Annotated in this window: 23 protein-coding genes, 1 other RNA gene and 1 pseudogene; 2 read left to right on the plus strand and 23 right to left on the minus strand. The window is 46.7% G+C overall.

Going from position 1 to position 23,116, the window contains the following annotated elements; genetic code table 11:
• Nucleotides 1-19: 19 nt before the first annotated feature.
• From ICE94_RS00530 to ndk, 13 genes are all read right to left on the minus strand, one after another.
• Entirely contained in the window at nucleotides 20-1,366 is a 1,347-nt protein-coding gene (locus tag ICE94_RS00530) for an adenylosuccinate synthase (RefSeq protein WP_216147312.1), read from the minus strand.
• A gap of 47 nt (nucleotides 1,367-1,413) precedes the next feature.
• Nucleotides 1,414-2,574 (minus strand): ATP phosphoribosyltransferase regulatory subunit, encoded by a 1,161-nt coding sequence (locus tag ICE94_RS00535; protein ID WP_216147314.1) that lies wholly within the window; start codon nucleotides 2,572-2,574, stop codon nucleotides 1,414-1,416.
• A 16-nt stretch (nucleotides 2,575-2,590) separates the two neighbouring features.
• Complete coding sequence (gene hflC, locus ICE94_RS00540; RefSeq protein ID WP_216147317.1) at nucleotides 2,591-3,466, minus strand: protease modulator HflC; 876 nt, start codon at nucleotides 3,464-3,466, stop codon at nucleotides 2,591-2,593.
• A gap of 8 nt (nucleotides 3,467-3,474) precedes the next feature.
• A complete protein-coding gene (hflK, locus tag ICE94_RS00545; protein ID WP_216147320.1) occupies nucleotides 3,475-4,812 on the minus strand; it encodes an FtsH protease activity modulator HflK in 1,338 nt (445 codons plus the stop codon).
• On the minus strand, nucleotides 4,802-6,022 hold the full coding sequence (gene hflX, locus ICE94_RS00550) for a GTPase HflX (RefSeq protein WP_216147323.1): 1,221 nt from the start codon (nucleotides 6,020-6,022) through the stop codon (nucleotides 4,802-4,804). The genes hflK and hflX overlap by 11 nt, the downstream gene beginning before the upstream one ends.
• 4 nt (nucleotides 6,023-6,026) lie before the next feature.
• Nucleotides 6,027-6,272: an RNA chaperone Hfq gene (gene hfq / locus ICE94_RS00555; protein WP_216147326.1), complete on the minus strand. Its 246-nt coding sequence runs from the start codon at nucleotides 6,270-6,272 to the stop codon at nucleotides 6,027-6,029.
• Nucleotides 6,273-6,358: 86 nt separating this feature from the next.
• Nucleotides 6,359-7,714, minus strand: coding sequence for a ribosome biogenesis GTPase Der (gene der, locus ICE94_RS00560; protein ID WP_216147329.1), 1,356 nt, complete (start codon nucleotides 7,712-7,714; stop codon nucleotides 6,359-6,361).
• 23 nt (nucleotides 7,715-7,737) lie between these two features.
• Nucleotides 7,738-8,868: an outer membrane protein assembly factor BamB gene (gene bamB / locus ICE94_RS00565; protein WP_216147332.1), complete on the minus strand. Its 1,131-nt coding sequence runs from the start codon at nucleotides 8,866-8,868 to the stop codon at nucleotides 7,738-7,740.
• Nucleotides 8,865-9,512: a tetratricopeptide repeat protein gene (locus ICE94_RS00570; protein ID WP_216147335.1), complete on the minus strand. Its 648-nt coding sequence runs from the start codon at nucleotides 9,510-9,512 to the stop codon at nucleotides 8,865-8,867. Before ICE94_RS00570 ends, bamB begins: the two co-directional genes overlap by 4 nt.
• Nucleotides 9,513-9,542: 30 nt before the next feature.
• The gene (gene hisS, locus ICE94_RS00575; protein ID WP_216147338.1) at nucleotides 9,543-10,850 is read right to left on the minus strand and encodes a histidine--tRNA ligase; all 1,308 of its coding nucleotides are present in this window, start codon (nucleotides 10,848-10,850) and stop codon (nucleotides 9,543-9,545) included.
• A gap of 7 nt (nucleotides 10,851-10,857) precedes the next feature.
• Nucleotides 10,858-12,093 (minus strand): flavodoxin-dependent (E)-4-hydroxy-3-methylbut-2-enyl-diphosphate synthase, encoded by a 1,236-nt coding sequence (gene ispG / locus ICE94_RS00580; protein ID WP_216147341.1) that lies wholly within the window; start codon nucleotides 12,091-12,093, stop codon nucleotides 10,858-10,860.
• Nucleotides 12,090-13,241 carry a 23S rRNA (adenine(2503)-C(2))-methyltransferase RlmN gene (gene rlmN / locus ICE94_RS00585; RefSeq protein ID WP_216147344.1) on the minus strand — a complete coding sequence of 384 codons (1,152 nt, stop codon included), beginning with the start codon at nucleotides 13,239-13,241 and terminating at the stop codon, nucleotides 12,090-12,092. The genes ispG and rlmN overlap by 4 nt, the downstream gene beginning before the upstream one ends.
• A gap of 6 nt (nucleotides 13,242-13,247) precedes the next feature.
• Nucleotides 13,248-13,673: a nucleoside-diphosphate kinase gene (gene ndk, locus ICE94_RS00590; RefSeq protein ID WP_216147347.1), complete on the minus strand. Its 426-nt coding sequence runs from the start codon at nucleotides 13,671-13,673 to the stop codon at nucleotides 13,248-13,250.
• Nucleotides 13,674-13,928: 255 nt separating this feature from the next.
• Here ndk and ICE94_RS00595 point away from each other — a divergent pair, with 255 nt between their 5' ends.
• A complete protein-coding gene (locus ICE94_RS00595; RefSeq protein WP_216147351.1) occupies nucleotides 13,929-14,630 on the plus strand; it encodes a Bax inhibitor-1/YccA family protein in 702 nt (233 codons plus the stop codon).
• A 61-nt stretch (nucleotides 14,631-14,691) separates the two neighbouring features.
• On the opposite strand, the gene rlmD is transcribed toward ICE94_RS00595, so the two are convergent.
• The 10 genes and pseudogenes from rlmD to dnaX form a co-directional block, all read right to left on the minus strand.
• Entirely contained in the window at nucleotides 14,692-16,059 is a 1,368-nt protein-coding gene (gene rlmD, locus ICE94_RS00600; RefSeq protein WP_255539037.1) for a 23S rRNA (uracil(1939)-C(5))-methyltransferase RlmD, read from the minus strand.
• 29 nt (nucleotides 16,060-16,088) lie between these two features.
• Nucleotides 16,089-16,907, minus strand: coding sequence for a 3'-5' exonuclease (locus tag ICE94_RS00605; protein ID WP_216147354.1), 819 nt, complete (start codon nucleotides 16,905-16,907; stop codon nucleotides 16,089-16,091).
• A 15-nt stretch (nucleotides 16,908-16,922) separates the two neighbouring features.
• Nucleotides 16,923-17,879: an RNA polymerase sigma factor RpoS gene (gene rpoS / locus ICE94_RS00610; RefSeq protein ID WP_216147357.1), complete on the minus strand. Its 957-nt coding sequence runs from the start codon at nucleotides 17,877-17,879 to the stop codon at nucleotides 16,923-16,925.
• Between the two features lie 8 nt (nucleotides 17,880-17,887).
• Entirely contained in the window at nucleotides 17,888-18,715 is an 828-nt protein-coding gene (locus tag ICE94_RS00615; RefSeq protein WP_216147360.1) for a peptidoglycan DD-metalloendopeptidase family protein, read from the minus strand.
• A 20-nt stretch (nucleotides 18,716-18,735) separates the two neighbouring features.
• Nucleotides 18,736-19,368, minus strand: a pseudogene (locus tag ICE94_RS00620) (protein-L-isoaspartate(D-aspartate) O-methyltransferase); the annotation flags it as partial.
• 32 nt (nucleotides 19,369-19,400) lie between these two features.
• On the minus strand, nucleotides 19,401-20,192 hold the full coding sequence (gene surE, locus ICE94_RS00625; RefSeq protein WP_216147363.1) for a 5'/3'-nucleotidase SurE: 792 nt from the start codon (nucleotides 20,190-20,192) through the stop codon (nucleotides 19,401-19,403).
• Nucleotides 20,192-20,326 (minus strand): hypothetical protein, encoded by a 135-nt coding sequence (locus tag ICE94_RS08465; RefSeq protein WP_255539038.1) that lies wholly within the window; start codon nucleotides 20,324-20,326, stop codon nucleotides 20,192-20,194. The genes surE and ICE94_RS08465 overlap by 1 nt, the downstream gene beginning before the upstream one ends.
• 22 nt (nucleotides 20,327-20,348) lie before the next feature.
• A complete protein-coding gene (gene recR, locus ICE94_RS00630) occupies nucleotides 20,349-20,960 on the minus strand; it encodes a recombination mediator RecR (protein ID WP_216147366.1) in 612 nt (203 codons plus the stop codon).
• Nucleotides 20,961-20,977: 17 nt separating this feature from the next.
• The gene (locus ICE94_RS00635) at nucleotides 20,978-21,301 is read right to left on the minus strand and encodes a YbaB/EbfC family nucleoid-associated protein (protein WP_216147369.1); all 324 of its coding nucleotides are present in this window, start codon (nucleotides 21,299-21,301) and stop codon (nucleotides 20,978-20,980) included.
• Nucleotides 21,302-21,316: 15 nt separating this feature from the next.
• Nucleotides 21,317-22,975 carry a DNA polymerase III subunit gamma/tau gene (gene dnaX, locus ICE94_RS00640; protein WP_216147374.1) on the minus strand — a complete coding sequence of 553 codons (1,659 nt, stop codon included), beginning with the start codon at nucleotides 22,973-22,975 and terminating at the stop codon, nucleotides 21,317-21,319.
• A 40-nt stretch (nucleotides 22,976-23,015) separates the two neighbouring features.
• Here dnaX and ffs point away from each other — a divergent pair.
• Nucleotides 23,016-23,113: signal recognition particle sRNA small type (gene ffs / locus ICE94_RS00645), an RNA gene on the plus strand.
• Nucleotides 23,114-23,116 lie beyond the last annotated feature (3 nt).

Here is a 23,116-nt window from a genome sequence, read left to right on the forward strand (position 1 = left end):
CTATTTTTTCCCCATGAGATTAATTCTCAAAGGGATGCTGTAGCAGGATGGTTTCGTTTCTATCAGGGCCAGTAGAGACCATCGCAATCGGCACACCCGCGACCTCTTCAACACGCTTGAGGTAACTTTGAGCAGATTTAGGTAAATCTTCCCAGCGCTGCACGCCCATGGTGCTTTCGCTCCAACCTGCAAAAGTCTCATAAATTGGCTCACAGCGGGCAACCGCATCTGAGCCTCTTGGCAATACATCTAGACGCTGGCCATCGAGTTCATAACCGACACATAAACGAATTTGTTCTAGACCGTCTAAAACATCTAGCTTTGTCATGCACAGTCCAGTAACACCACTGATCTGAATAGAGCGACGTAATGCAGCAGCATCCAACCAGCCGGTACGACGCGGACGACCCGTCACGGAACCAAACTCTTTACCGATTTCCGCCAAACGCTTGCCAATAGGGTCTTGACGCGTTGGATTGTCATGATCATATAACTCACTAGGAAAAGGACCTGCACCCACTCGTGTGCAATACGCCTTCGTAATACCTAATACATAGTGCAAACTGCCTGGCCCTACCCCAGCACCCGCAGCGGCATTACCAGCCACACAGTTCGAGGAAGTCACAAATGGATAGGTACCATGATCGATATCGAGCAAGGCGCCTTGGGCTCCCTCAAATAACAAACTTTTACCCGCTTTTTGAGCTTGATCTAATTCATTAGACACATCTGCAACGAGAGGCTTTAACTGCGCTGCATAGCCTAACATTTGATCTCTGACTTGAGCAAAATCCAAAGCAGGTGCTTTGAAGTATTGCGTCAATACAAAGTTATGGTATTCCAAGTTTTCTTGTAACTTTTGCGAGAACAGCTCTGGAAAGAATAAATCTTGAACGCGTAATGCGCGACGCGCCACTTTGTCTTCATAAGCGGGGCCAATACCACGCCCTGTAGTACCAATCTTAGCCTGGCCACGTTTGGCTTCACGAGCATGATCAATAGCCACGTGATAAGGCAGGATCAAAGTAGTTGCTTCAGAAATACGCAAACGTGAGCGCACATCAACGCCAGCCGCTTCAAGTTCACCGATTTCTTTGAACAAGGCCTCGGGCGATAAAACCACGCCATTACCGATGTAGCAAATCACACCGGGGCGCATAATGCCTGATGGAATGAGTCGCAAAATGGTCTTCTGACCATTAATAATGAGTGTGTGACCTGCGTTATGTCCGCCCTGGAAACGAACCACTGCACTTGCATGATCGGTCAACCAGTCAACAATCTTGCCCTTACCTTCATCACCCCACTGGGTTCCAATCACAACAACATTACGGCCGGTTTGACCGGCATTTTTTTGAACAGACATAAACGCTTAAATTTAAGATTAATTGAAAAAATCACAAAAGGTGCATTTTACGCTCTTGGACGGACTACCCAAGCACCTTTTTCGAGAACCAAAGTTCGATCGCAGACAAACTCCTCGGCATCTACCAAACGATCAGGAGCCATTTGGATAACAATTTCCCCAGCAACTCGTAGTTTTTGTATGGCGTCTTGTAATGTTTGATCACCAGACAAAGGTGCCTGAATCGCATTTTTCTTAGAATTCAATTTAGATAATGAAGCTAATGTAATGATATCTAAGGAAAAACCAGTTGCTGGTCTGGAGCGGCCAAATGCTTGGCCCACATGGTCATAACGACCGCCTCGAGCGATAGCCGAAGGTGAGCCAGCCACATAGCAAGCAAACATGACCCCGCTGTGGTACTGGTAGCCACGCATATCCGCCAGGTCAATATTGACCTGCGGTGCATCACTTAGGGACCCTAGAGCCTCACTCATGCGCAATAACTCATCCAACGCGGCGACACAGCGCTGAGGTAAGCGCTTTTTAGCCTCAGCCAAAACTGACTTAGCCTCACCACTCAATTCATTAAGAGCTAGGATAGCCTGGGCGATCTCTTTAGGCAGTTTTGCGATGGCCAATTGAAGCGCACTAATATCCTTACTCTGCAGTGATTCATAAATTGCCTCTAGCTCATCAACAGTCAAAGACTGCCCCTGTAATAAGCTAGGTAATATATCGGCATGACCCAAATCAAAGGTGACTGAGCCAACTTGAGCCCACCCTAACAACTCATTGAGCAAACGCTGAACTTCGAGATCAGCTTCCCAGGCAGGGTAACCATAAATCTCGGCACCAAACTGTAATTGTTCGCGCGAGGCATTACCGGGAGAAGCTTTGGTATGTAATACAGGGCCCGCATAGCAGAGACGTGTAATACCGTCACGATTCAGAATGTGTGCGTCGATACGGGCTACTTGGGGAGTGATGTCGGCTCTCAGACCTAGAGTTCGGCCAGATAACTGATCGACTAACTTAAATGTTTTGAGATTGAGATCTTGTCCGGTTCCAGTGATCAAAGAATCCAGATACTCCAACATCGGGGGCATCACGAGCTCGTACCCATAGGCACGAGCACGATCTAACATGCCACGACGTAAGTCTTCAATTTTACGAGCTTGCGCAGGCAGAATGTCTGCAATCTGCTCGGGTAATAGCCAACGATTCATTCATTTTTCAGCCCCACTATTGTGGACGACTGCTTCTTAAAAACTTCAAAAATTCAGAATTTGGCTCCATCACCATCAAATCTTGCTTGGTCTTAAAGCTTGCACGATAAGCCTCTAGGCTTCGATAAAACTGAGCAAATTGCGGGTCACGGCCAAACGACTCTCCATACAGAGCAGTAGCGCGGGCATCACCTTGACCTTTAATCTTTTGTGCGTCGCGATACGCTCTAGACAATATGATATCGCGTTGGCGCTCGGCATCGGCACGAATTTTTTCAGACTCAGCAGAACCCGTTGAGCGCAACTCATTCGCCACGCGTTTACGCTCGGCCTCCATACGACGGAACACTGAATCACTAATTTCTGGCAAGAGGTCGATGCGCTTTAGACGTACGTCGACAATTTCAATGCCTATGTCAGCAGATTCTTCGGCAACCTTCTTGCGAATATTCTGCATCACCTGCTCACGCTGCAAAGAAATGACTTCACGAATTGTTCGCTTGGTGAACTCCTCGTTCAAGGCTGACTTCACCAGTTGATTGAGTCGATCCTGAGCCATGCGCTCATCACCACGGAAACTAATAAAGAATTTACGTGGCTCCACAATCCGCCACTTCACATAAGAATCCACCAGGAGATTTTTCTTTTCCGCAGTAATGAAACGCTCAGCATCTGGCGTATCAATCGTCAAAATACGTCTCTCAAAGAACTGAACACTTTGAAATGGGGGCGGCAACTTAAACTGTAAACCAGGCTCCTCGATGACTCGCTTGAGCTCGCCAAAGGCAAAGACTGCCGCATATTGGCGCTGATCCACTACAAAAATAGTAGACGAAGCAAGACCTAGAAATATAAAAAAGCCAATGATGAGAGGAAAAATTCTATTCGGCATATGGTCTCCTAACGCTCACGATCACGACTTCTTAGACCGCTATCTCTAACTGTCGTCGAACTTGAGTTCGCGGAATTATTATTGTTTACTGAACCGGTGCTGATAGGGTTAGTTGAGTTCAATGGTGGATTAATCACTGGACTTGTACCCGTCACCTGGGAAGTTGCGCCCGGGGTGACTTGCTGAATCAATTTATCAAGTGGTAAGTAAAGCAAATTACCTGTGCCTGACTTAGAGTCGACCATCACCTTGGTGACATTGTTATAGATTTCCTGCATCGCATCGATATACATGCGCTCACGTGTGACCTGAGGAGCCTTAGCATATTCGGCTTGAATGAGCTTAAATCGAGTCGCATCACCTTCAGCTGTGGCAACAACTTTCGCTTTATAACCTTCGGCTTCTTGCATCAGACGATCGGCAGCACCCTTGGCCTTTGGAATAATGTCATTGGCATAAGCTTGGCCTTCATTCTTCAGACGCTCGCGGTCCTGACCTGCTTTGACAGCATCATCAAATGCAGCCTGAACTTGCTCAGGTGGCTGTACGTTTTGCACGGTCACACTGGTAACAAAAATACCTGCTTTGTAGGTATCCAAAATCGCTTGAATAGACAAACTCAAATCAATTGCAAGCTTTTCGCGATTTTCATAGAGTACGTCATCCATACGACTCTTACCCACGATTTCACGCACAGCGGTTTCAGCAGCTTGAATCACTGCACCATCGGGATCACGATTATTAAAGAGATACTCAGTCGCATCTTTCAGACGATATTGAACCGCAAAGCGAACATCAATAATGTTCTCGTCTTCTGTGAGCATCGATGAATCTTTTAAATTAGACGCCTTAATCACAGCAGCACGTCCGACTTCCACAGAACGAATAGAGGAAATATTGACAACTTCATGCGATTGAATCGGCCAAGGTAAGCGCCAGTTAATTCCAGGATTGGTTGAATAGCTGTATTTACCAAATTGGAGCACAACCCCTGTTTGACCTTCTTGAATCATGAAAAACCCACTGAAGAGCCAAACCGCAAACGCAACCCCAACAATGACACCGGCACCAATGCCGGGTTTCATCATCTCGCCACCAGAACCTTTTCTGGGGGGTTGATTACCGCCACCCCCATTTTTACCCTTAAAGATTTGATTGAGACGCTGATTAAAATCACGCCACAATTCATCTAAATCAGGTGGGCCGTCGGCGCGCTGCGGTCTGCGTCGCTGATCGTCAGCAGGCTTTTGCTCATTATTATTTTCAGGACGTTTTGGATCAGACTGGTGATTATTACCCCAGCCCGGATCATTCACGGAAAAGATTTCAATTAGTTTACGCATCATGTGGCGAATATACCCCTGTACGGGAATGATAAAAATCAAGAGACTCCCAGCGTTTCACTGGCACTTCCTGCTCAAAATCAGCCACGCTACTTGTCTCCTCACTTGGCTTCATTCTAGCAGTGTTCTTTGCAATCTCTGCGAGGGTCTCACGCAGAAGATCTAAACCAATCCCATCTTTTGCAGATACATAGATGGCGGCTGGCCGACCGTCCCTGTGGTAGCGTAAAACTGGGCCGCGCGCCATCAAAGCAGGCACGCGATCAATCTTATTAACCACAATTAATTGCGGGGATTGATCAGCTTGTATTTCAGCCAAGACTTTATCTACCTCGAGCATTTGTTGTTGTCGATCAAAACTCGAGGCATCAACAACATGTAACAGCAAATCAGCACGCACGGTCTCATCAAGAGTGGCACGAAAGGCTTCCACCAACTGGTGCGGCAAATCACGAATAAAACCGACGGTATCGGACAGTACCGCCTGACCCGCTTCTGGTAAATAAATTTTGCGCGAGGTAGTATCTAGGGTCGCAAAAAGCTGATCAGCCGCATAGGTACCGGCTTTAGTCAAGGCATTAAAAAGCGTAGACTTGCCTGCATTGGTATAACCGACCAATGAAACTGAAAAAACATCACGACGTTCGCGCGCCCTTCTCTGAGTCGCCTGTTGTTTTTGTAACTTAGCCAATTCAGCTTGCAAGCGCTTCGCCTTATTCTCTAGCATACGTCGGTCCAACTCCATTTGAGTCTCACCTGGACCCCCACGCATACCAATACCACCCTTTTGCCGCTCAAGGTGACTCCAAGCCTTCACGAGACGTGAAACTTGATAGCGCACATTCGCTAATTCAACTTGAGTTTTACCCACATGACTCTTCGCACGCTGCGCAAAGATGTCCAAGATCAAGCCCGTACGATCAATAACGTGGCGCTTTAAATGTCTTTCTAAATTTCTTTGCTGAACTGGACTTAAGGCATGATTGAATATAGCAATATCGGCCTGATGGGCGTCCATTTGTTCGCGTAACTCGGTCGCTTTACCTGAGCCCATGTAATACGCAGGGTCTGGTTTTGCACGCTTTCCGATAAGCGTCATCACCGGTTCTGAACCAGCACTGCTGGCTAACAGACCGAGTTCAGCCATACTTTCAGCGAAGTCTGGTTTACCGCCGGGATCTATACCGACCAACGCGGCTCTTGCAGGCTGCATAGGCTTAGGAAGCTGGGGTTTCCTCGTCTACACGAAATCCAACAGCTCGTGCTGGGACTACCGTCGAAATCGCGTGTTTATAGACCATTTGAGTCACTGTATTACGCAACAAAATGACGTACTGGTCGAATGACTCGATATTGCCCTGTAGTTTGATACCGTTGACGAGATAAATAGAAACGGGAATGTGCTCCTTGCGTAGCGCATTCAGAAACGGATCTTGCAACAATTGGCCTTTATTACTATTCATGCCTGCTCCTTCTTTGTTGTTAATGGTGTGGAGTCTTGCTATTAAAAAAATATTACCCCTAAAGTGTACCCAAACCACTCAAAAATTTATCGGCGGCGCTTTTTCTGCGATTTATCAGGGTCAGCGTAAGGGTTATGGCTCGTTCTGAACTCAAGGCGCAGCGGTGTACCCCTGAGCTTAAAGGCATCCCTAAAACGCCCTTCCAAGTAACGCTTGTAACTATCAGTCACGGCGTCTAATGAATTGCCGTGAATCACCACAATCGGTGGATTAGAGCCACCCTGATGGGCATATCGCATCTTAGGTCGGGACATGCCTGAACGCTTAGGCTGTTGAAACTCTACCGCCTCACCCAAAATACGGGTCAATTTAGGCGTAGGTAATTTAGCCATAGCCGCAGCATAGGCAGAGTCTATATCTTTAAATAATTCTTTAAGACCAAATGCTTTCTTGGCAGAAATCGGATGCACATTGGCAAAATCCAAAAATCTCAACTTTCGAGCGATTTCGAGCCTGGCCCGTTCTTTCGCATAATCATCAAGACCATCCCACTTATTCACCGCGATAACAAGCGCACGACCTGCGTCGACAATAAATCCTGCAATGTGGGCATCTTGCTCAGAGATATCCTGCTGAGCATCTAACATTAAAACAACCACATTGGCATCAGCGATCGCTTGCAAAGTCTTAACCACTGAAAACTTCTCAATCGCCTCAAAAACTTTACCCTTGCGACGTAAACCCGCCGTATCAATCAAGACGTAAGGCTTACCACCCCGTGTAAAAGGTACCTCAATAGCATCCCGTGTCGTACCTGGCATATCGAAGGCAATCACACGTTCTTCACCAATTAAAGTATTAATCAGAGTTGATTTACCGACGTTAGGTCTACCTACCACGGCAATGCGCATGGCCTTTTCTTGAGCTTCATCTTCATCTTCTTCTGGGAGATTCAAACTATCCAAGGCCTCATCAATCATGGCGCGAACACCATCACCATGCGCTGAAGAGATAGAAATAGGCTCACCAAGACCTAACTCATAAAAATCTGCTGCAACCACCGCATGGGTCATGCCCTCTGCTTTGTTCACAGCTAGAATGACAGGGCGACCCGTTTTACGTAAAAAATCGGCAATCACACGATCTTGTGGCGCCATCCCCAGACGAGCATCCACCAAAAAAATCACAATATCTGCTTCAACGACCGCTTGCTTGGTTTGCTTAGCCATCTCAGCTAAGATGCCAGTTTTAGCAACAGGCTCAAAGCCACCCGTATCAATACAGATAAATTCACGATCACCCATGCGGCCATTACCGTAATGTCGATCGCGTGTCAGACCTGCAAAATCAGCCACTAAGGCATCACGACTCTTGGTTAAACGATTAAAGAGTGTCGATTTGCCGACGTTAGGACGGCCAACTATGGCAATGACAGGTTTCATGAAACGTAGGCCAGTCTATTAATTTATTTGATTTGATAAGCAGCTAGACTGCCACCACGAGATTGCACAATCAGAAGACCTCCGGCCACCACAGGTCTAGCACCGACACCACTGCTATCCACACGTGTCCGTGCCACAGTCTGACCATTCAATTGATCTAAGAGATGAATATAGCCCTGCTGATCTCCCATGATCAATAAACGTCCCACGGCTAGTGGCGCACCCACATCTCTAAAGGTCATATTTTCATTACGCCAGACTTCCACACCGTCATTGGCTCGGAAAGCGACCACATGAGACTTTTCATCGGCAGCAAAGACAAAATCCTGCGATTGAGCGGTACCGGAATAGCTAGAAAAATCTTTCGCCCAGAGCAAGTTACCTGTATTTAAATCACCGCAAGTGATTCTTCCCTGAAAAGCCACTGCACAGAGTCGACGACCGACCAGAGTCGGTGCAGCAACCACATCAGTCATGCGTTCGATTTCAGAAAAGCCTTTGGGGAAAGAGACTGAGGTTTCCCATAGCAAACCACCTGAGGCAGCGGCTATGACTCCCATCTTGCCACCTGAAAAACCGGTCACAAAGGCGTCTGCAGCAACAGGCACCATGGCGAAGCTGGCTCTAATGGATAAAGGTGACTGTGTTCTTACATAAGTCCAACGACGTTTACCAGATTTGACATCATAAGCAATGAAACGGTTATCTGTCGTGCGAATGATGGCGAGTCCCATCATCAAAAGTGGCTCTGTGAGAACCTCAGCACCGACCTTATCTTGCCAGATCAACTTACCATCCACATCAAAAGCGTATACATCACCCTTGTTAGAGCCGACCACAGTCACTGAGCCATCACTTCCTGGTCCAGCCGATAACTCTCCAGGGGCCTTCACTTCCCATGCCACCTTACCAGTGAGCACTTCCAGTTTTGAGACGGTTCCATTACCCGCGCTTGTGTAAACATAATCACCAACAACGACAGGCTGCATCATGTGTCGCTCAGATTTACCGACACTCTTAGACCACACCTGGCTGATGGTGACTTTTTCTTCAAACTTGACCAAGTCTGCTGGTACACGTTTTTTAGGACTAGAACAGCCTAATAAAAGACTCGTCAGCGTCACAGCCCATAAAGCTGATGTGAGTTTTTTCATGAACGGCCCCCTACAGCCTCTAATTTGATTCTCAATAAACGTTTAGCCTCGTCGGCAGCGTCTGCGTTTTTACTCAGCAAGTCCCAAGCTTTTTGATATTGTTCACGAGCTTGATCTTGACGATCCTGAGCTAAATAAACATCCCCTTTGCGTTCCAACATGAGTGGTGCAAAAGCTTTAGAGGCAGACTGATCAGCTAACTTTTCGGCATTCGCAAAATCACCCTGGTCAATCAAAATAGAAATCAAACGACTTCTCGCTAAATCACGATGCGCATCTGATTGAGCTGTTTCCATAGTCCAACGCAATTGTTTTTGAGCAGCGCCTAAATCACCAGCAGCATTTGCAAGTTGCGCTGTCACAAGGCCAGCCATACCTGCATAAGCTGTTCCCGAATACCCTTTTTGCAAGTCCTCTGCAGCTCTCAAAGTACCCGGTAAATCCTGTTTGACAGCTGACTGCAACAATGTTTCATACAACTTACTTGCCGCCACAGCCTGACGGTTTTGCCACCAGTTCCAAGATACATAGCCACTATAGGACAGAGCCAAAATTACTGCTATCGCAAGCAACCATTTACCATACTGCTTCCACCAAGCCTTCAGCTCTGCTAACTGTTCTTGTTCTTCTAAATTAAAGTGCATAAGGTATCCAATAAGTACTCTTTTGATGAACTACTCGTCTAATGAAACTAAACGCTCAATGACCACATCAACCAACTGATCGATTGCAATGGCTTCCTGTGGCGCTTGCGCTCTTAAATTCTTCAGCTGCACTACATTCTGAGCCAGCTCATCGGGCCCAATAATAAGTGCCAAGGCTGCACCGCTATTATCCGCCTTCTTCATTTGCGACTTAAAACTGGCTGCCTGACCATCAGGCGCACAATGTAAAACAACATCAATACCCACTGAGCGCAACCGCTCAGCAGACACCATGGCCGTAGTGAGTGTCTCCCCACCCTGGTGTAAGACATAAACATCGCATGTAGCTTCCACCTCAGGCAATACCTGCTGCTCTTTCATGAGCTCCAATACTCTTTCCATCCCCATGGCCCAACCACAAGCAGGGGCACTCTTACCCCCGATTTGCTCAATCAATGGGTCATAGCGCCCGCCACCAGCGATGGTTCCTTGAGCTCCCAATTGATCGGTCACCCATTCAAATACGGTCAAGTTGTAATAGTCCAAACCGCGAACCAAGCGATGATTAATCTTAAATGGCACATTATTGGCTTTCAGCAAGGATTGCACTGCCTCAAAATGTGCCAAAGACTCTGCACCTAAATAGTCAATCAGTTTTGGCGCGTCCTCAACCAAAGTTTTGAGGGCAGGATTTTTGGTATCCAAAATTCTCAAAGGATTGGTATGTAGACGTCTTTGCGAATCTTCATCCAATTGATCTTTATGATTTTCAAAGTAAGCCACCAGCGCTTGGCGATGAGCGTGTCGCTCCGCAGCTTGTCCCAAGCTGTTGAGCTCAAGCCGCACACCCACAAGACCCAAGTCATCCCATAAACGCTGACACATCAAGATAATCTCAGCATCAATATCAGGCCCAGCAAAGCCTAAGGCCTCAATCCCCAATTGATGAAATTGACGATAACGACCGCGCTGCGGGCGTTCATGTCGAAACATAGGCCCGGTGTACCAAAGACGCTTAGGGCCATCGTAAAGAAGATTATGCTCAATCACAGCACGTACTGCAGCGGCGGTACCCTCAGGACGTAAGGTCAACTGCTCACCATTCAAACTATCCTCAAAGGAATACATTTCTTTTTCAACAATATCAGTCACTTCACCAATACCACGCTTAAATAGCGCGGTTTGCTCGAGTATCGGTGTCCGAATTTGAGTGTAGCCATAGGCACGCACCAAACCTTCGATCGCAGCTTCCAAATGCTGCCAAAGATGTGCGTCAGTGGGCAAGACATCATTCATGCCACGCAAGCCAACAATTTTGTTATTTTTATCTTGACTCATATGTCTTTTATTTCTTCGGATAGGTTTTTTTCACGTAGTCATCAACGATGGCTTGAAAATCTTCAGCAATTGTCTCACCCCTTAAGGTTTTAACTTTGACGCCATCTACAAATACTGGGGCTGCTGGAGATTCTCCAGTGCCTGGTAGAGAAATACCAATATTGGCGTGCTTACTTTCACCTGGGCCATTCACAATACAGCCCATGACTGCCACATTCATCGCTTCAACACCTGGATGCTCAGATTTCCAGATAGGCATCTGATGACGTAAATAACTCTGTATCTTCGCAGCTAATTCTTGGAAGTACGTGCTCGTCGTCCGACCACAGCCAGGACAGGCAATAACCATGGGCGTGAAGTTACGCAAACCCATAGTCTGCAAGATTTCCTGAGCTACGATGACCTCATTTTCGCGAGGGGCCCCTGGTTCAGGAGTCAAAGAAACACGAATCGTATCGCCAATGCCTTCTTGTAATAACACAGCTAAAGCCGCTGTTGAAGCCACAATCCCTTTACTTCCCATCCCGGCCTCAGTGAGCCCCAGGTGTAAAGGATAGTCACAACGCTTGGCAAGATCTCGATAAACACGAATCAGATCTTGCACAGCGCTGACCTTACATGACAAAGTAATCTGATGAGCTGGCATGCCTAATTCCTGGGCACGACTAGCAGAATCTAATGCCGAACGAATTAAAGCTTCAGCCATCACTTCATTCAACTGTTGAGGGGCAGCTTGAAGCGCGTTTTCGTCCAACAATTTAGCTAATAAATCTTGGTCTAAGCTACCCCAGTTGACCCCAATACGGATCGGCTTCTCATAGCGACAAGCCAATTCAATCATTTGACCAAACTGCAGGTCTCGCTTAGCCCCCTGCCCGACATTACCTGGATTAATTCGGTACTTAGAGAGAGTCTGCGCGCAAGCTGGGTAGTCTTTTAATAGCGTGTGACCGTTGTAATGAAAGTCGCCCACGAGCGGTACATAAACCCCCATCTTATCGAGCTGTTCACGAATTTCTGGAACAGCCTTGGCAGCCTCTGGCGTGTTGACGGTAATACGAACAATCTCCGAACCTGCTTTTGCCAGTTCCTTGACTTGAATGGCAGTACCAATCACATCAGCGGTATCAGTGTTGGTCATCGACTGCACTCGAATAGGCGCATCGCCACCTACGGTGACGACCTGATCTTGCCAACGAATCACGGCTTGTAAAGAGCGACGACGGACAATCTCTTGACTCATAAACCTCTACCAATGTCTCCAACTTTGATGCTTTGCATTCTGCCACGTAAATTAGTTCTATCTTTGACATCCCCCGCCAACTGACCACAGGCGGCAGCGATATCATCACCACGCGTCTTTCTAACGGTAGTGACAATGCCAGCATCTAAAAGACGCTTAGCAAATGTTTGAACTCGCTCTGGTTTTGACTTTAATAAACCCGAATCAGGAAATGGATTAAAGGGGATTAAATTTAATTTACAAGGAATACTTTTAACGAGCGCGATGAGTTGCTTAGCATGCTCATCAGTGTCATTCACACCATCGAGCATGCAATACTCAAAGGTCAGAAAGTCGCGTGGCGCATAAGGCAAATAATCGACACACGCAGCCATTAATTCTTTGAGTGGATATTTTTTATTCAGAGGCACCAACTCATCTCTCAATTGATCATTCGGCGCATGCAAAGAAACGGCTAGCGCAACTGGCAAATCCTTGGCCAAACGAGCCATCATAGGTACTACACCTGAGGTCGACAAGGTGACACGACGACGCGAGAGACCATAAGCATTGTCATCGAGCATCAAGCGCATTGCCCCAACCACAGGTCCATAATTGAGTAAGGGCTCGCCCATACCCATCATCACCACATTGGAAATGATGCGCCCCTCATGCTCAGACTGATTATCCAAATCGATCCGTTTAACAGCATCAGGGTCGCGACGCATGCTATGTTCGGCAAGCCATAACTGACCGATGATTTCCGCCAGACTTAAATTTCTGGAAAAACCTTGGCGACCTGTTGAGCAAAATTTACAGTTCACCGCACACCCTGCCTGAGACGAAATACACAAAGTACCTCGATCATCCTCAGGGATGTAAACCATCTCCACCGCATTACCCTGACCGACATCTAAGAGCCATTTGCGCGTGCCATCACTAGCGCGCTGATCAGACACAATGGGTAAAGCTTGGATTTGGGCTTTCTCTGCTAAAGACTCGCGAAAAGCCTTCGCTAAGTCACTCATTTGAGAAATTTCGGACTCACCCCTTTGATGAATCCAACGCATCAACTGTTTTGCTCGGAAAGGTTTCTCTTGAAGGCCTGCTATGTATTGAGTCAGGCCCTCAGAATCAAAATCCAATAAGTTGATGCGTGGCTGAGTCAAGAGTAATTAACGGGCAAAAATTTCCATGCCAGGGAAGAAGAATGCTACTTCCACTGCTGCAGTTTCAGGTGCATCTGAACCATGAACAGCATTCGCATCGATACTGTCAGCGAAATCTGCACGAATCGTACCCTTATCAGCCTTCTTAGGATCAGTAGCCCCCATGAGCTCACGATTCTTAGCAATCGCACCTTCACCCTGTAAAACTTGAATCATGACTGGACCTGAAATCATGAAATCAACCAAGTCTTTAAAGAAAGGACGCTCTTTGTGCACAGCGTAGAACTGCTCTGCTTCAGCGCGAGAAAGATGAGCCATCTTAGCGGCCACCACCTTCAAACCCGCTGCTTCAAAACGCGCATAAATCTGACCAATCACGTTCTTCGCGACTGCATCCGGTTTAATGATTGATAAGGTGCGCTCAATTGCCATGTTAAAACTCCAAGATAGATAGGTTTAAAACCCATGATTATACAGTTTTAAGGGTTTCTACTCTAAAATTTGAGTTCCTAAAATCGTTGATTTACAAAGGAAATTTAAGGGCACAAGGGTGCATCAGCGTCTCTTTTCAGTTTTTAGCCACTAAAGAATCCCACAATCGGCTATCAACTATCAAAAAGACTTGAAATTCATAGGAAATGTCTATACTTAGAGCATACCCATGGTGGGTTTTATTAAGGAGTAAACATGAGCGATTTAAACACTTATGGTTTTGGGCACGGCAGCGCGACTACTAGCGTTCAAGTCCGTAACCGGGTGTTACGTAACACCTATGCCCTTTTGGCTTTGTCTATGGTTCCAACCGTATTAGGAGCATGGATTGGTGTTGCAACAGGATTTTCATTCTTTGGAAACAATCCATTTATAGGCTTTATCGTCTTCATGGCGGTCGCATTTGGCTTCTTCTGGGCCATTGAGCGCAACAAAGATAGCGGTCTTGGTGTAGCTCTTCTATTGGGCTTCACATTCTTTATGGGCTTGATGCTCTCACGTCTAGTGGGATCCATCCTAGGATTTAGTAATGGCGCCAGCCTCATCATGACGGCATTTGGTGGTACAGCCATCATCTTTGCTGGTATGGCAAGCTTAGCCGGCACGATCAAAAAGGATCTTTCCGCAGGCCTAGGTAAATGGTTGTTTGCTGGAGTCATTCTGCTCATCATCGCCGCAGTTGCCAATATTTGGTTACAGATGCCCGCCTTGATGATCACAATCAGCGTTCTGGCTATCGCGATCTTCTCAGCCTTTATCTTGGTTGATATTCAACGCATCATCAACGGTGGCGAGACCAACTATGTGATTGCTACATTGAGCGTCTACTTGAGCGTTTACAACGTATTCAGCAACTTGTTGGCACTCTTGGGTATTTTTGGCGGAGACCGCGAGTAATTAACAATCAGACAGAGTAGTTTGTCTATACAAGAAAAGCCAGGGAAACCTGGCTTTTTATTTATGAACGCTCATTGCGTTCGAAAATAGCTATAGACTCAATGTGCGAAGTGTGAGGGAACATATTGACCACCCCAGCCTGCTTTAACTGATATCCAGCCGTGTGCACCAAAATACCCACATCTCTAGCTAGGGTTGCTGGATTACACGACACATATACGATTCTTTGCGGCAAATAAGCTCGATCACTTGGATTCTCCGATTGGTGCAAACTAGCCAATGCCTGAGCCAGCGCTACCGCACCATCTCGTGGTGGATCAATCAACCATTTAGATGCCAGCCCCCAGGATTTGACTATCTCCGGTGTCACCTCGAATAAATTAGCGCAAGAAAAATGCACGCGATCACCCAAGCCATTGGCTATTGCGTTTTCTTTGGCTCTTTGAGTTAACAACTCACTCCCCTCGATACCGTAAACCTCATGAGCCAGAGTGGCTATTGGTAATGTGAAATTGCCAATACCACAGAACAAATCAAGTACACGCTCGTTCTTTTGAGGATTAAGTAAGCGTACAGCCTTACCAACTAAGACACGATTAATTTGATGATTTACCTGCGTGAAATCAGTCGGCTTAAATGGCATCTCAATACCAAACTCGGGCATGCGATAGCAGAGCTTGTCATAGTGCCCATCAAGCGGCTTGACCGTATCCGGCCCCTTTGCCTGCGACCACAGACGGACACCGTGTTTTTCTTGAAAACCCTTCAAATGAATTAGATCAAGATCTGAAAAAGCTTCTAGATGTCTTAAAACCAAAATAATGAGTAATTCACCAGAATCGGACTCCCCGACAGCCATCTCTAGCTGAGGAATACGATCAGAAATAGAAAGTTGAGCAATCAGCTCGCGCAAGGCAGGCAACAAGTCAGACACCTTTTTAGGCAATATCTGACAAGACGTCATATCAGCGATGAAGCTTTTCTTCTTTTCATGAAACCCAATCAGCACGCCTTTTTTATCGAGATGTCGAATCGACATGCGCGCACGATAACGATATTGCCATGCGGGGCCGGCTATGGGTCGCAAGAGAACTTCTGGTTTTGCTTTGGCAAGATGCCAAAGATTATCCTCAAGCACGCGCTGTTTGATCGCTAATTGCGCTCGAGGATCAAGATGCTGCATAGAACAACCCCCACAGCGGCCGAAAAATGAGCAAGCAGGTTGCGCTCTTAAAGCGCTCGGTTTGTGTACCTCTACAAGATTGGCCTGCTCATAACTTTTTTTACTACGATAGCTACGATAAGTGACCCATTCACCTGGTAATGCGCCGTCAATAAAAATGACCTTACCTGGCGAACCATCCTCGTTGACAAGGCGTGCAACGCCTTGTGCATCTAAATCAATGGATTCAACAAAAACAGGTTTCAAGATGATCTGTATGATGGAAAAATTAGAGTTTAATGACTTTGAAAGCCTGCCAAGTATTCTGTCCAGAAGCCACCGGCCGGCGTCTTGGACTCTTTACTTAACTCAGCTTGTATAAATTTGATTTCTTCTTCATATTCCAAATCAGAAAATCCGCCACGCATTTTTTGAAAACGAGCGTATAACAAATAGGTATTCACAACATCAGTCTCACAATAGTTTCTGATTTCTTTAATTTTTCCATCTAAAAAGCCCTGCCATACCTGTGAACCATCCATACCCATCTTGCCCGGGAACCCACATAATTTGGCTAATGCGTCTAAGGGTGCGTTGGCTCTACCGGAGAATTTAGCTAGTAAATCCATGAGATCAATGTGTCGCATGTGATATCGACTGATATAGTTGTTCCACTTAAAGTCACGACTATCAACCTCACCACTCTCGCCCATCTCCCAATATCTTGAGGCATTGATTCCATGAATGAGGGCGCGATAATGCAAGACTGGTAAATCAAAACCACTGCCATTCCACGACACAAGTTGTGGCGTATATTTTTCAATCAAATCAAAAAAAGCTTGCACCAACTCTTTTTCAGTACTCTGCTCATTGCCTAGGCTACCCACTTTAAACTGGGGCTGCCCTTCTCGTGTGGTGCGACGAATCACACACGAGATGGCGACAATCTGCTGTAAATGTAGAGGCATAAAGTCAGTACCTGATTTCTCCAAGCGCTGTGCCTGAGCTTTTTGAATCACTTCAAGATCAGACATACTTGCAGGCCAATCCTCTAGACGACGTATACCATGGGCATCAGGAATTGTCTCAATGTCAAACACCAATACAGTCGTCATAAATATCTCTCTGTTTTATTCCAATATTTGTCCACGGTCTAATCCGTGACTATCCAAATGGCGTCGTAACTTCACCAGGGCTTCCATCTGAATTTGGCGAATACGCTCTTTAGTAATGCCTAGTTCACCTGACAACTCTTCGAGAGTCGCTGATTCTTTCTGATCCAAGCCATATCGGCGTGTCACGATATATCGCTGATTCTCCTTCAAACCTTTTAACCAATCATGAATTAATTGTTCAATTTGTTGACGCTCCACCTCATGCTCAGGAGCCAAGGCACGATCATCTGACAAAAGATCCAATAAGGAACTATGCGCCTCTATATCTCGTGGCGCATCCAAGGATGTGGCATGCTCTGCCGTTAGCAAAATATCAGTGACCTCATCACTCGTTTTGCCTGTCAAACTGGCAATATCACTCACATCCGGTAAGCGACCTTCGCCCGCCAAGACCTGCTCTAGGTAACGACGAGCGCGCAATACTTGGTTAATTTCTCGGATCACATGCACAGGTAAACGAACTGTGCGCACCTGGCTCATGATAGCTTTTTCAATATTTTGACGTATCCACCATGTGGCATAAGTTGAAAACCTAAAACCCCGCTCTGGCTCAAACTTCTCCAAGGCATGAATTAAACCTAAATTACCTTCTTCAATCAGGTCGGGTAATGGCAAACCGCGATTCATATACGCTTTAGCGATACTCACCACCAAGCGTAGGTTATGCTCAATCATGATTTGCCGCGCAGCAAACTCCCCTTGCTTTGCTGCAGTTGAGTAGTGCAGCTCTTGCTCGGGCGTCAACAGGGGTTTGCTGGCGATTTGATTGAGGTAAAACTGAACTAGATCAGCCGATAACTCTGCTTGAAGTATTTCCTTGAGAGCTTCTTGTGGCAAATCCTCTGAAGCCAGTGACAAATCGTCTAGCTCAGAATCATTTCCAGGAAACTCTTCTGCTTTGTGGCTAGGCATCCAAGCTCCTATTGAAGGTAAGCAGTGGGGTCGACAGGTTTACCGTTTTTACGTAACTCAAAGTGCAACTTCGTACGATTCGCATCGGTTGCACCCATCTCAGCGATTCTTTGTGAACGCTTGACCATTTCACCCTCTTTAACAAGCAGGGTTTTATTGTGAGCATAGGCAGTCAGATAAGTATTGTCATGTTTGACAATCACCAAATTACCATACCCCCTCAAGCTATTACCAGCATAGACTACCTTACCATCAGCAGCCGCTAGAATAGGATCACCCTCTTTGCCTGCAATCCCTATCCCTTTATTTTTACCCTCATCAAATCTTTCAACCACCTCGCCCTTAGATGGCCAAGTTAAACGTAAACTACTCGAAGGTAGCGTATCGGCTTTAGGGGCTGTGTCTGCCACCGTGGGTGCTTTAGCTTCTGGCTTAGGCTCAGACTTCAGCTCAGGCTTTGTTCTAGCGAGGTCTTTGTTGGCATCAGCAATAGGCTTAACGGGCTCTTTACGTGGCTCAGGTTTATCTTTACGTATTTCTAACCTGGCGCTTGATTTAGGTGGTACTACACGTATTAATTGATCCACCTCAATCAGATTAGGATCGTTCAAATTATTCCACTCAGCAATATCTCGATAAGATTGTCCATGATCCAGGGCAATTCGTAATAGCGTATCGCCACGCTTGACACGATAAAAACCAGGGGGCGCAGGCTCGACTGAGCTTGCTCTAGAAGAGGTGCGATCAACCACCGGCGCAGGAGACATACGTGTGCTAGAGCAGGCTACAAGAGTGCCCAACATGAAAACTAGCGCTAGCTGTTTAGGTAAATTCATCGCTGCATTCGACATACTGTTTAGATAGTTCCTGATTGTAATGGTACGAAAAACACTTCTTCAAGCACGGTTCTTTGATAACGTTGCGAACTGACTCTCTCAACCACTACCAACTGTTGCTCTTCTTCACTCTTGGCAACAGGGGCAACCAAGCGTCCTCCAATCGCCAATTGATCAAGCAACGGATCAGGAATACCTAAACCGGCTGCCGCCAGGATAATCCCATCAAAAGGTGCAGCTTGCGCTAAACCTCGAATGCCATCCCCATAAATGAGGCGTAAGTTAGGAATACGAAAAGGTCGTAACTTAGCACGTGCAAGATCATGCAATGGCCGGATACGCTCAATGGAATAGACTTCTTGCGCTAGCAAGCTCAATAAAGCGGCTTGATAACCACAACCCGTGCCTATTTCGAGAATTTTACCGAGATCTTTTTTCGGTTTATAGAGCAACTCAATCATGCGCGCCACGACAGATGGCTTAGAAATCGTTTGCTGATGGCCAATTGGCAAAGCAGAATCCTCATAAGCTCGAGAATCCAGAGCCTCATCAATAAATGCGTGTCTAGGGACAGTGGCTATCGCACCCAAAATCTGTGGGTGTCGCACACCCGCATTAGCTACTTTCTCAGCAAGCTGAAGGCGGGCTTTGTCTAGACGGGGGTCCTTTTTAACCAAGACGACTCCTAGAGCTGGCCAGGATGCCAGCGACGCTCAATCAGTTCCGCTTGCTTATTCAGATGCGAAAGATCTAATTGCAAAGGTGTCATGGATACGCAATTCTCAGCAATCGCATGAAAATCAGTCCCTGGTGTGTTATCTCTAACCTCTCCAGGTGGCCCAATCCAGTAAATAGGTTCACCGCGAGGGTTCTGCTGAATGATGACACTTTGTGAATGATGGCGATTACCTAAGCGGGTAATTCGATATCTCTCACGCAATTGTTCATAGGGTAAATTAGGAATATTGACATTAAGAAGTGTCGGCTTTTGAGTAGCACTTAAAGTCGCATCCATGGGCTGCTTGATTTGTTGCAAAACAATGTCACGCGCCACTTTTGCGGCATCACTCAAATTGTTCCAACCCTTATCCACTTGAGAAAAAGCAATCGCCGGAATACCAAACATGATGCCTTCAGTAGCAGCCGCTACAGTGCCAGAGTACAGCACATCTTCACCCATATTCTCGCCCTGATTAATGCCAGAAACCACCAAGTCAGGCTTTGTTTTTAGCAAACCTGTCAGAGCAATATGAACACAATCAGTCGGCGTACCGTTGATATAAATGAAACCATCACGCTCCCCTCCTGTCACAGAATGTACAGATAGAGGACGCGACAAAGTTAGGGAGTTCGATGCACCACTATGATTTTGCTCAGGAGCAACGATGGTGAGCTGCGCATGAGGACGCAAGACATCGACAAGCGCTAACAAGCCAGGTGCTAAATAACCATCATCGTTAGCAATGAGTATGTGCATCAAACGCTCTGAATAACCTTAGATTGACTCTGCTTATTACTATCTTGTCCGATCTGACCACCACCAAACATGAAGTAGCCCGCTAAAAATAAAGCCAAACCAATTAATAATTGTTTCCACCATGGTTGCTGCATAGTTTCCCTCTCTAAAGTTAAATTATCCCACTGAGCGACGATCCATGAATGCTCGAGCAAGCGTACTCGCATCCACGTACTCTAACTCACCGCCCACAGGCACGCCCCTAGCTATGCGTGAGACTTTAATACCACGCGCCTTCATCATCTCACCGATGTAATGGGCAGTGGCCTCACCTTCACTTGTAAAGTTGGTCGCTAAAACCACTTCCTGAATCACGCCTTGTGATTGATCAATGCGTGCCAAAAGACGATGTAAATGAATTTCATCAGGACCTAGACCATCCAAAGGTGATAGTCGTCCCATGAGAACAAAATAAAGGCCTTTGTAAGTTAAGGTTTGCTCAACCATCAATTGATCAGCGGGAGTCTCAACGACACACAAAATACTCGGGTCACGACGCCCATCGGCGCAGGTAGTACAAACCGGAGTCTCTGAAAACGTATTACATTGTTGACAATGTTGCATGGTCTGGACGGCATCCAGTAGACTTTGTCCAAGCAACTGAGCCCCAGAGCGATCATGCTGCAAAAGGTGAAAGGCAATACGTTGGGCTGACTTGGGACCAACGCCTGGTAGCACTTTTAATGCTTGTATCAAGCGAGCGAGCGCATCTTGAGGATCGTTGACCATGAGGCGTATCGAATCAATTAGAAGGGTAATTTAAACCCCGGGGGCATTGGCATACCTGCAGTAGCCCCCGATAGTTTTTCATTCGCCACCGCTTCAGCTTGCTTAAAAGCTTCTGCACAGGCCGTTACCAATAAGTCTTCTAGCATTTCACGATCATCCATCGCTGCTTCGGAGATTTCAATCCTTTTAATTTCGTGCTTGCCCGTCATCGTGACCTTCACAGCTCCTGCGCCAGCTTGACCAACCACCTCCAGTTGAGATAATTGCTCCTGAGCTCGTTTCATATTTTCTTGCATTTGTTGGGCTTGCTTCATAAGCCCTGCAATATTTCCCTTAAACATATTCAATCTCCAAATTTATTGTAGGGGTCGAATGGAACCAGGAATCACTTTGGCTCCCAATTCCGCCTCTAGAGTTTTCACGAAATCATCACTCTGAATAGTTTGTTCAGCGTCTTCCTGCTTTTCTTGTTTAATTTTTGCCTCAACAGCAGCAATAGATTGACTGACTTTACCTGTCTCCACTTGAATTTTGACAGTCTTATTCAAATGAATACCCAATGCATCCTGTAAACGATTAACGTTTTCAGTACTCGCCAGTTGCGGCATCGCCACTTTCACGAGAGCCTTAGCCGATGCACCCTGATCTTGCCATGACTGTAATTCAGTCTGAAATGCCAACTGCTGCACCAAGCCCCTCACAGGTAAAGCCCGCATCCAGCTTTGCCAGTCGACATCCTGACTCGCCACACTGACTTGATTCTGGTTCTGCGATGACCTTTGTGCTGGCTGCTGAACGCCTTTTGTGGCAGCAGACTCCTGAGGCACTGCTTGCCCCTGCTTAGCTTGAATCGCTCCTGGTGTGGAGCCAGAATGTTTGCCTGCCCCTAAACTAGGTCGCTGCGACTGATCACCACCACCCGGCTTAAAAGTCAACATTCTCAGAAGAGCTATTGAAAAACCAGTCTCCTCATCAGGTGCCAAGGATAAATCTGCACGACTAGTAATCGCAATTTGATAATAGAGCTGCGCATCCTCTTTTTTGAGAATTGCAGCAATGCGGCGGATTTCATTAGCCTCAGGCCATTCATCTAAAACTGCCGAAGGGACCAGTTGTGCAGTCGCAATTTTTTGTAATAAGCTCGCCAAATCTGCCAAGGCCAAAGAAAAAGAGAGGCTACGCTGCCCCATCTCCTGAGTAACAGTCAACAAAGTCGCCCCATCACCGATTGCTAGCGCATCCAAAATCTTGAAAAGAAAGCTTTCATCCAGGGTACCCAACATGTTGCGTACCGCAGACTCTGTCACTGGGCCGGCAGCATAAGCAATGGCCTGATCGGTCAAAGAAAGTGCATCACGCATAGAGCCTTGCGCACCTTTTGCCAAAATGCGCAAAGCCGGTAGCTCATAAGTCACTTGCTCGGCTTTCAATATTTTTTCAAGATGCTCAACAATCGCCGGGACAGGCATCTGCTTTAAATTAAATTGCAAACAACGTGACAAAACTGTCACAGGAATTTTTTGTGGATCGGTGGTTGCCAAAATAAATTTGACGTGCTCAGGAGGCTCCTCGAGCGTTTTAAGCATGGCATTAAATGCATGCCCCGTCAGCATATGAACCTCGTCGATCATGTACACCTTAAAGCGCGCACTGCTCGGGGCATACATCGCTTTTTCAAGTAATTGCGCCATGTCTTCCACGCCACGATTACTCGCCGCATCCATCTCAATGTAATCAACAAATCGTCCGGCATCAATTTCCAGACAAGCTTGACATTGTCCGCAAGGTTGTGAGGTCATCGAACCCTGACCATCGACCCCGGTGCAGTTAAGGGCTTTAGCCAATATCCGAGAAATAGTTGTCTTACCCACACCTCGTGTACCTGTAAATAGCCAGGCGTGATGCAAGCGTTGCTGATCCAAGGCATGACTTAAGGCTTTGACGACGTGGTCTTGGCCAACCAAGGTTGAAAAATCTTTTGGACGCCACTTACGGGCTAATGCGAGAGCTGACATATTTAGCATTCTACAAGCTAAAGGCAGTAGAATGGCAATGGACGGGCCTCCTCGCATGGCGGCTTGGCAACCTGGTCAGGTCGGGAACGAAGCAGCCAAACCCAATTACCTCCAGTGCCGAGGGTTTGGCTCGTCCCTCTC

Source organism: Polynucleobacter sp. MWH-Loch1C5 (assembly GCF_018881775.1).
Taxonomy (GTDB): Bacteria; Pseudomonadota; Gammaproteobacteria; order Burkholderiales; family Burkholderiaceae; genus Polynucleobacter.

Excerpts from the sequence above, each read along its gene's own strand:
- ICE94_RS00530 (WP_216147312.1), bottom strand. The coding sequence starts at position 1,366 with ATGTCTGTTCAAAAAAATGCCGGTCAAACCGGCCGTAATGTTGTTGTG.
- ICE94_RS00535 (WP_216147314.1), bottom strand. The coding sequence starts at position 2,574 with ATGAATCGTTGGCTATTACCCGAGCAGATTGCAGACATTCTGCCTGCG.
- hflC (WP_216147317.1), bottom strand. The coding sequence starts at position 3,466 with ATGCCGAATAGAATTTTTCCTCTCATCATTGGCTTTTTTATATTTCTA.
- hflK (WP_216147320.1), bottom strand. The coding sequence starts at position 4,812 with ATGATGCGTAAACTAATTGAAATCTTTTCCGTGAATGATCCGGGCTGG.
- hflX (WP_216147323.1), bottom strand. The coding sequence starts at position 6,022 with ATGCAGCCTGCAAGAGCCGCGTTGGTCGGTATAGATCCCGGCGGTAAA.
- hfq (WP_216147326.1), bottom strand. The coding sequence starts at position 6,272 with ATGAATAGTAATAAAGGCCAATTGTTGCAAGATCCGTTTCTGAATGCG.
- der (WP_216147329.1), bottom strand. The coding sequence starts at position 7,714 with ATGAAACCTGTCATTGCCATAGTTGGCCGTCCTAACGTCGGCAAATCG.
- bamB (WP_216147332.1), bottom strand. The coding sequence starts at position 8,868 with ATGAAAAAACTCACATCAGCTTTATGGGCTGTGACGCTGACGAGTCTT.
- ICE94_RS00570 (WP_216147335.1), bottom strand. The coding sequence starts at position 9,512 with ATGCACTTTAATTTAGAAGAACAAGAACAGTTAGCAGAGCTGAAGGCT.
- hisS (WP_216147338.1), bottom strand. The coding sequence starts at position 10,850 with ATGAGTCAAGATAAAAATAACAAAATTGTTGGCTTGCGTGGCATGAAT.
- ispG (WP_216147341.1), bottom strand. The coding sequence starts at position 12,093 with ATGAGTCAAGAGATTGTCCGTCGTCGCTCTTTACAAGCCGTGATTCGT.
- ndk (WP_216147347.1), bottom strand. The coding sequence starts at position 13,673 with ATGGCAATTGAGCGCACCTTATCAATCATTAAACCGGATGCAGTCGCG.
- ICE94_RS00595 (WP_216147351.1), top strand. The coding sequence starts at position 13,929 with ATGAGCGATTTAAACACTTATGGTTTTGGGCACGGCAGCGCGACTACT.
- ICE94_RS00605 (WP_216147354.1), bottom strand. The coding sequence starts at position 16,907 with ATGACGACTGTATTGGTGTTTGACATTGAGACAATTCCTGATGCCCAT.
- rpoS (WP_216147357.1), bottom strand. The coding sequence starts at position 17,879 with ATGCCTAGCCACAAAGCAGAAGAGTTTCCTGGAAATGATTCTGAGCTA.
- ICE94_RS00615 (WP_216147360.1), bottom strand. The coding sequence starts at position 18,715 with ATGAATTTACCTAAACAGCTAGCGCTAGTTTTCATGTTGGGCACTCTT.
- surE (WP_216147363.1), bottom strand. The coding sequence starts at position 20,192 with ATGCACATACTCATTGCTAACGATGATGGTTATTTAGCACCTGGCTTG.
- ICE94_RS08465 (WP_255539038.1), bottom strand. The coding sequence starts at position 20,326 with ATGCAGCAACCATGGTGGAAACAATTATTAATTGGTTTGGCTTTATTT.
- recR (WP_216147366.1), bottom strand. The coding sequence starts at position 20,960 with ATGGTCAACGATCCTCAAGATGCGCTCGCTCGCTTGATACAAGCATTA.
- ICE94_RS00635 (WP_216147369.1), bottom strand. The coding sequence starts at position 21,301 with ATGTTTAAGGGAAATATTGCAGGGCTTATGAAGCAAGCCCAACAAATG.
- dnaX (WP_216147374.1), bottom strand. The coding sequence starts at position 22,975 with ATGTCAGCTCTCGCATTAGCCCGTAAGTGGCGTCCAAAAGATTTTTCA.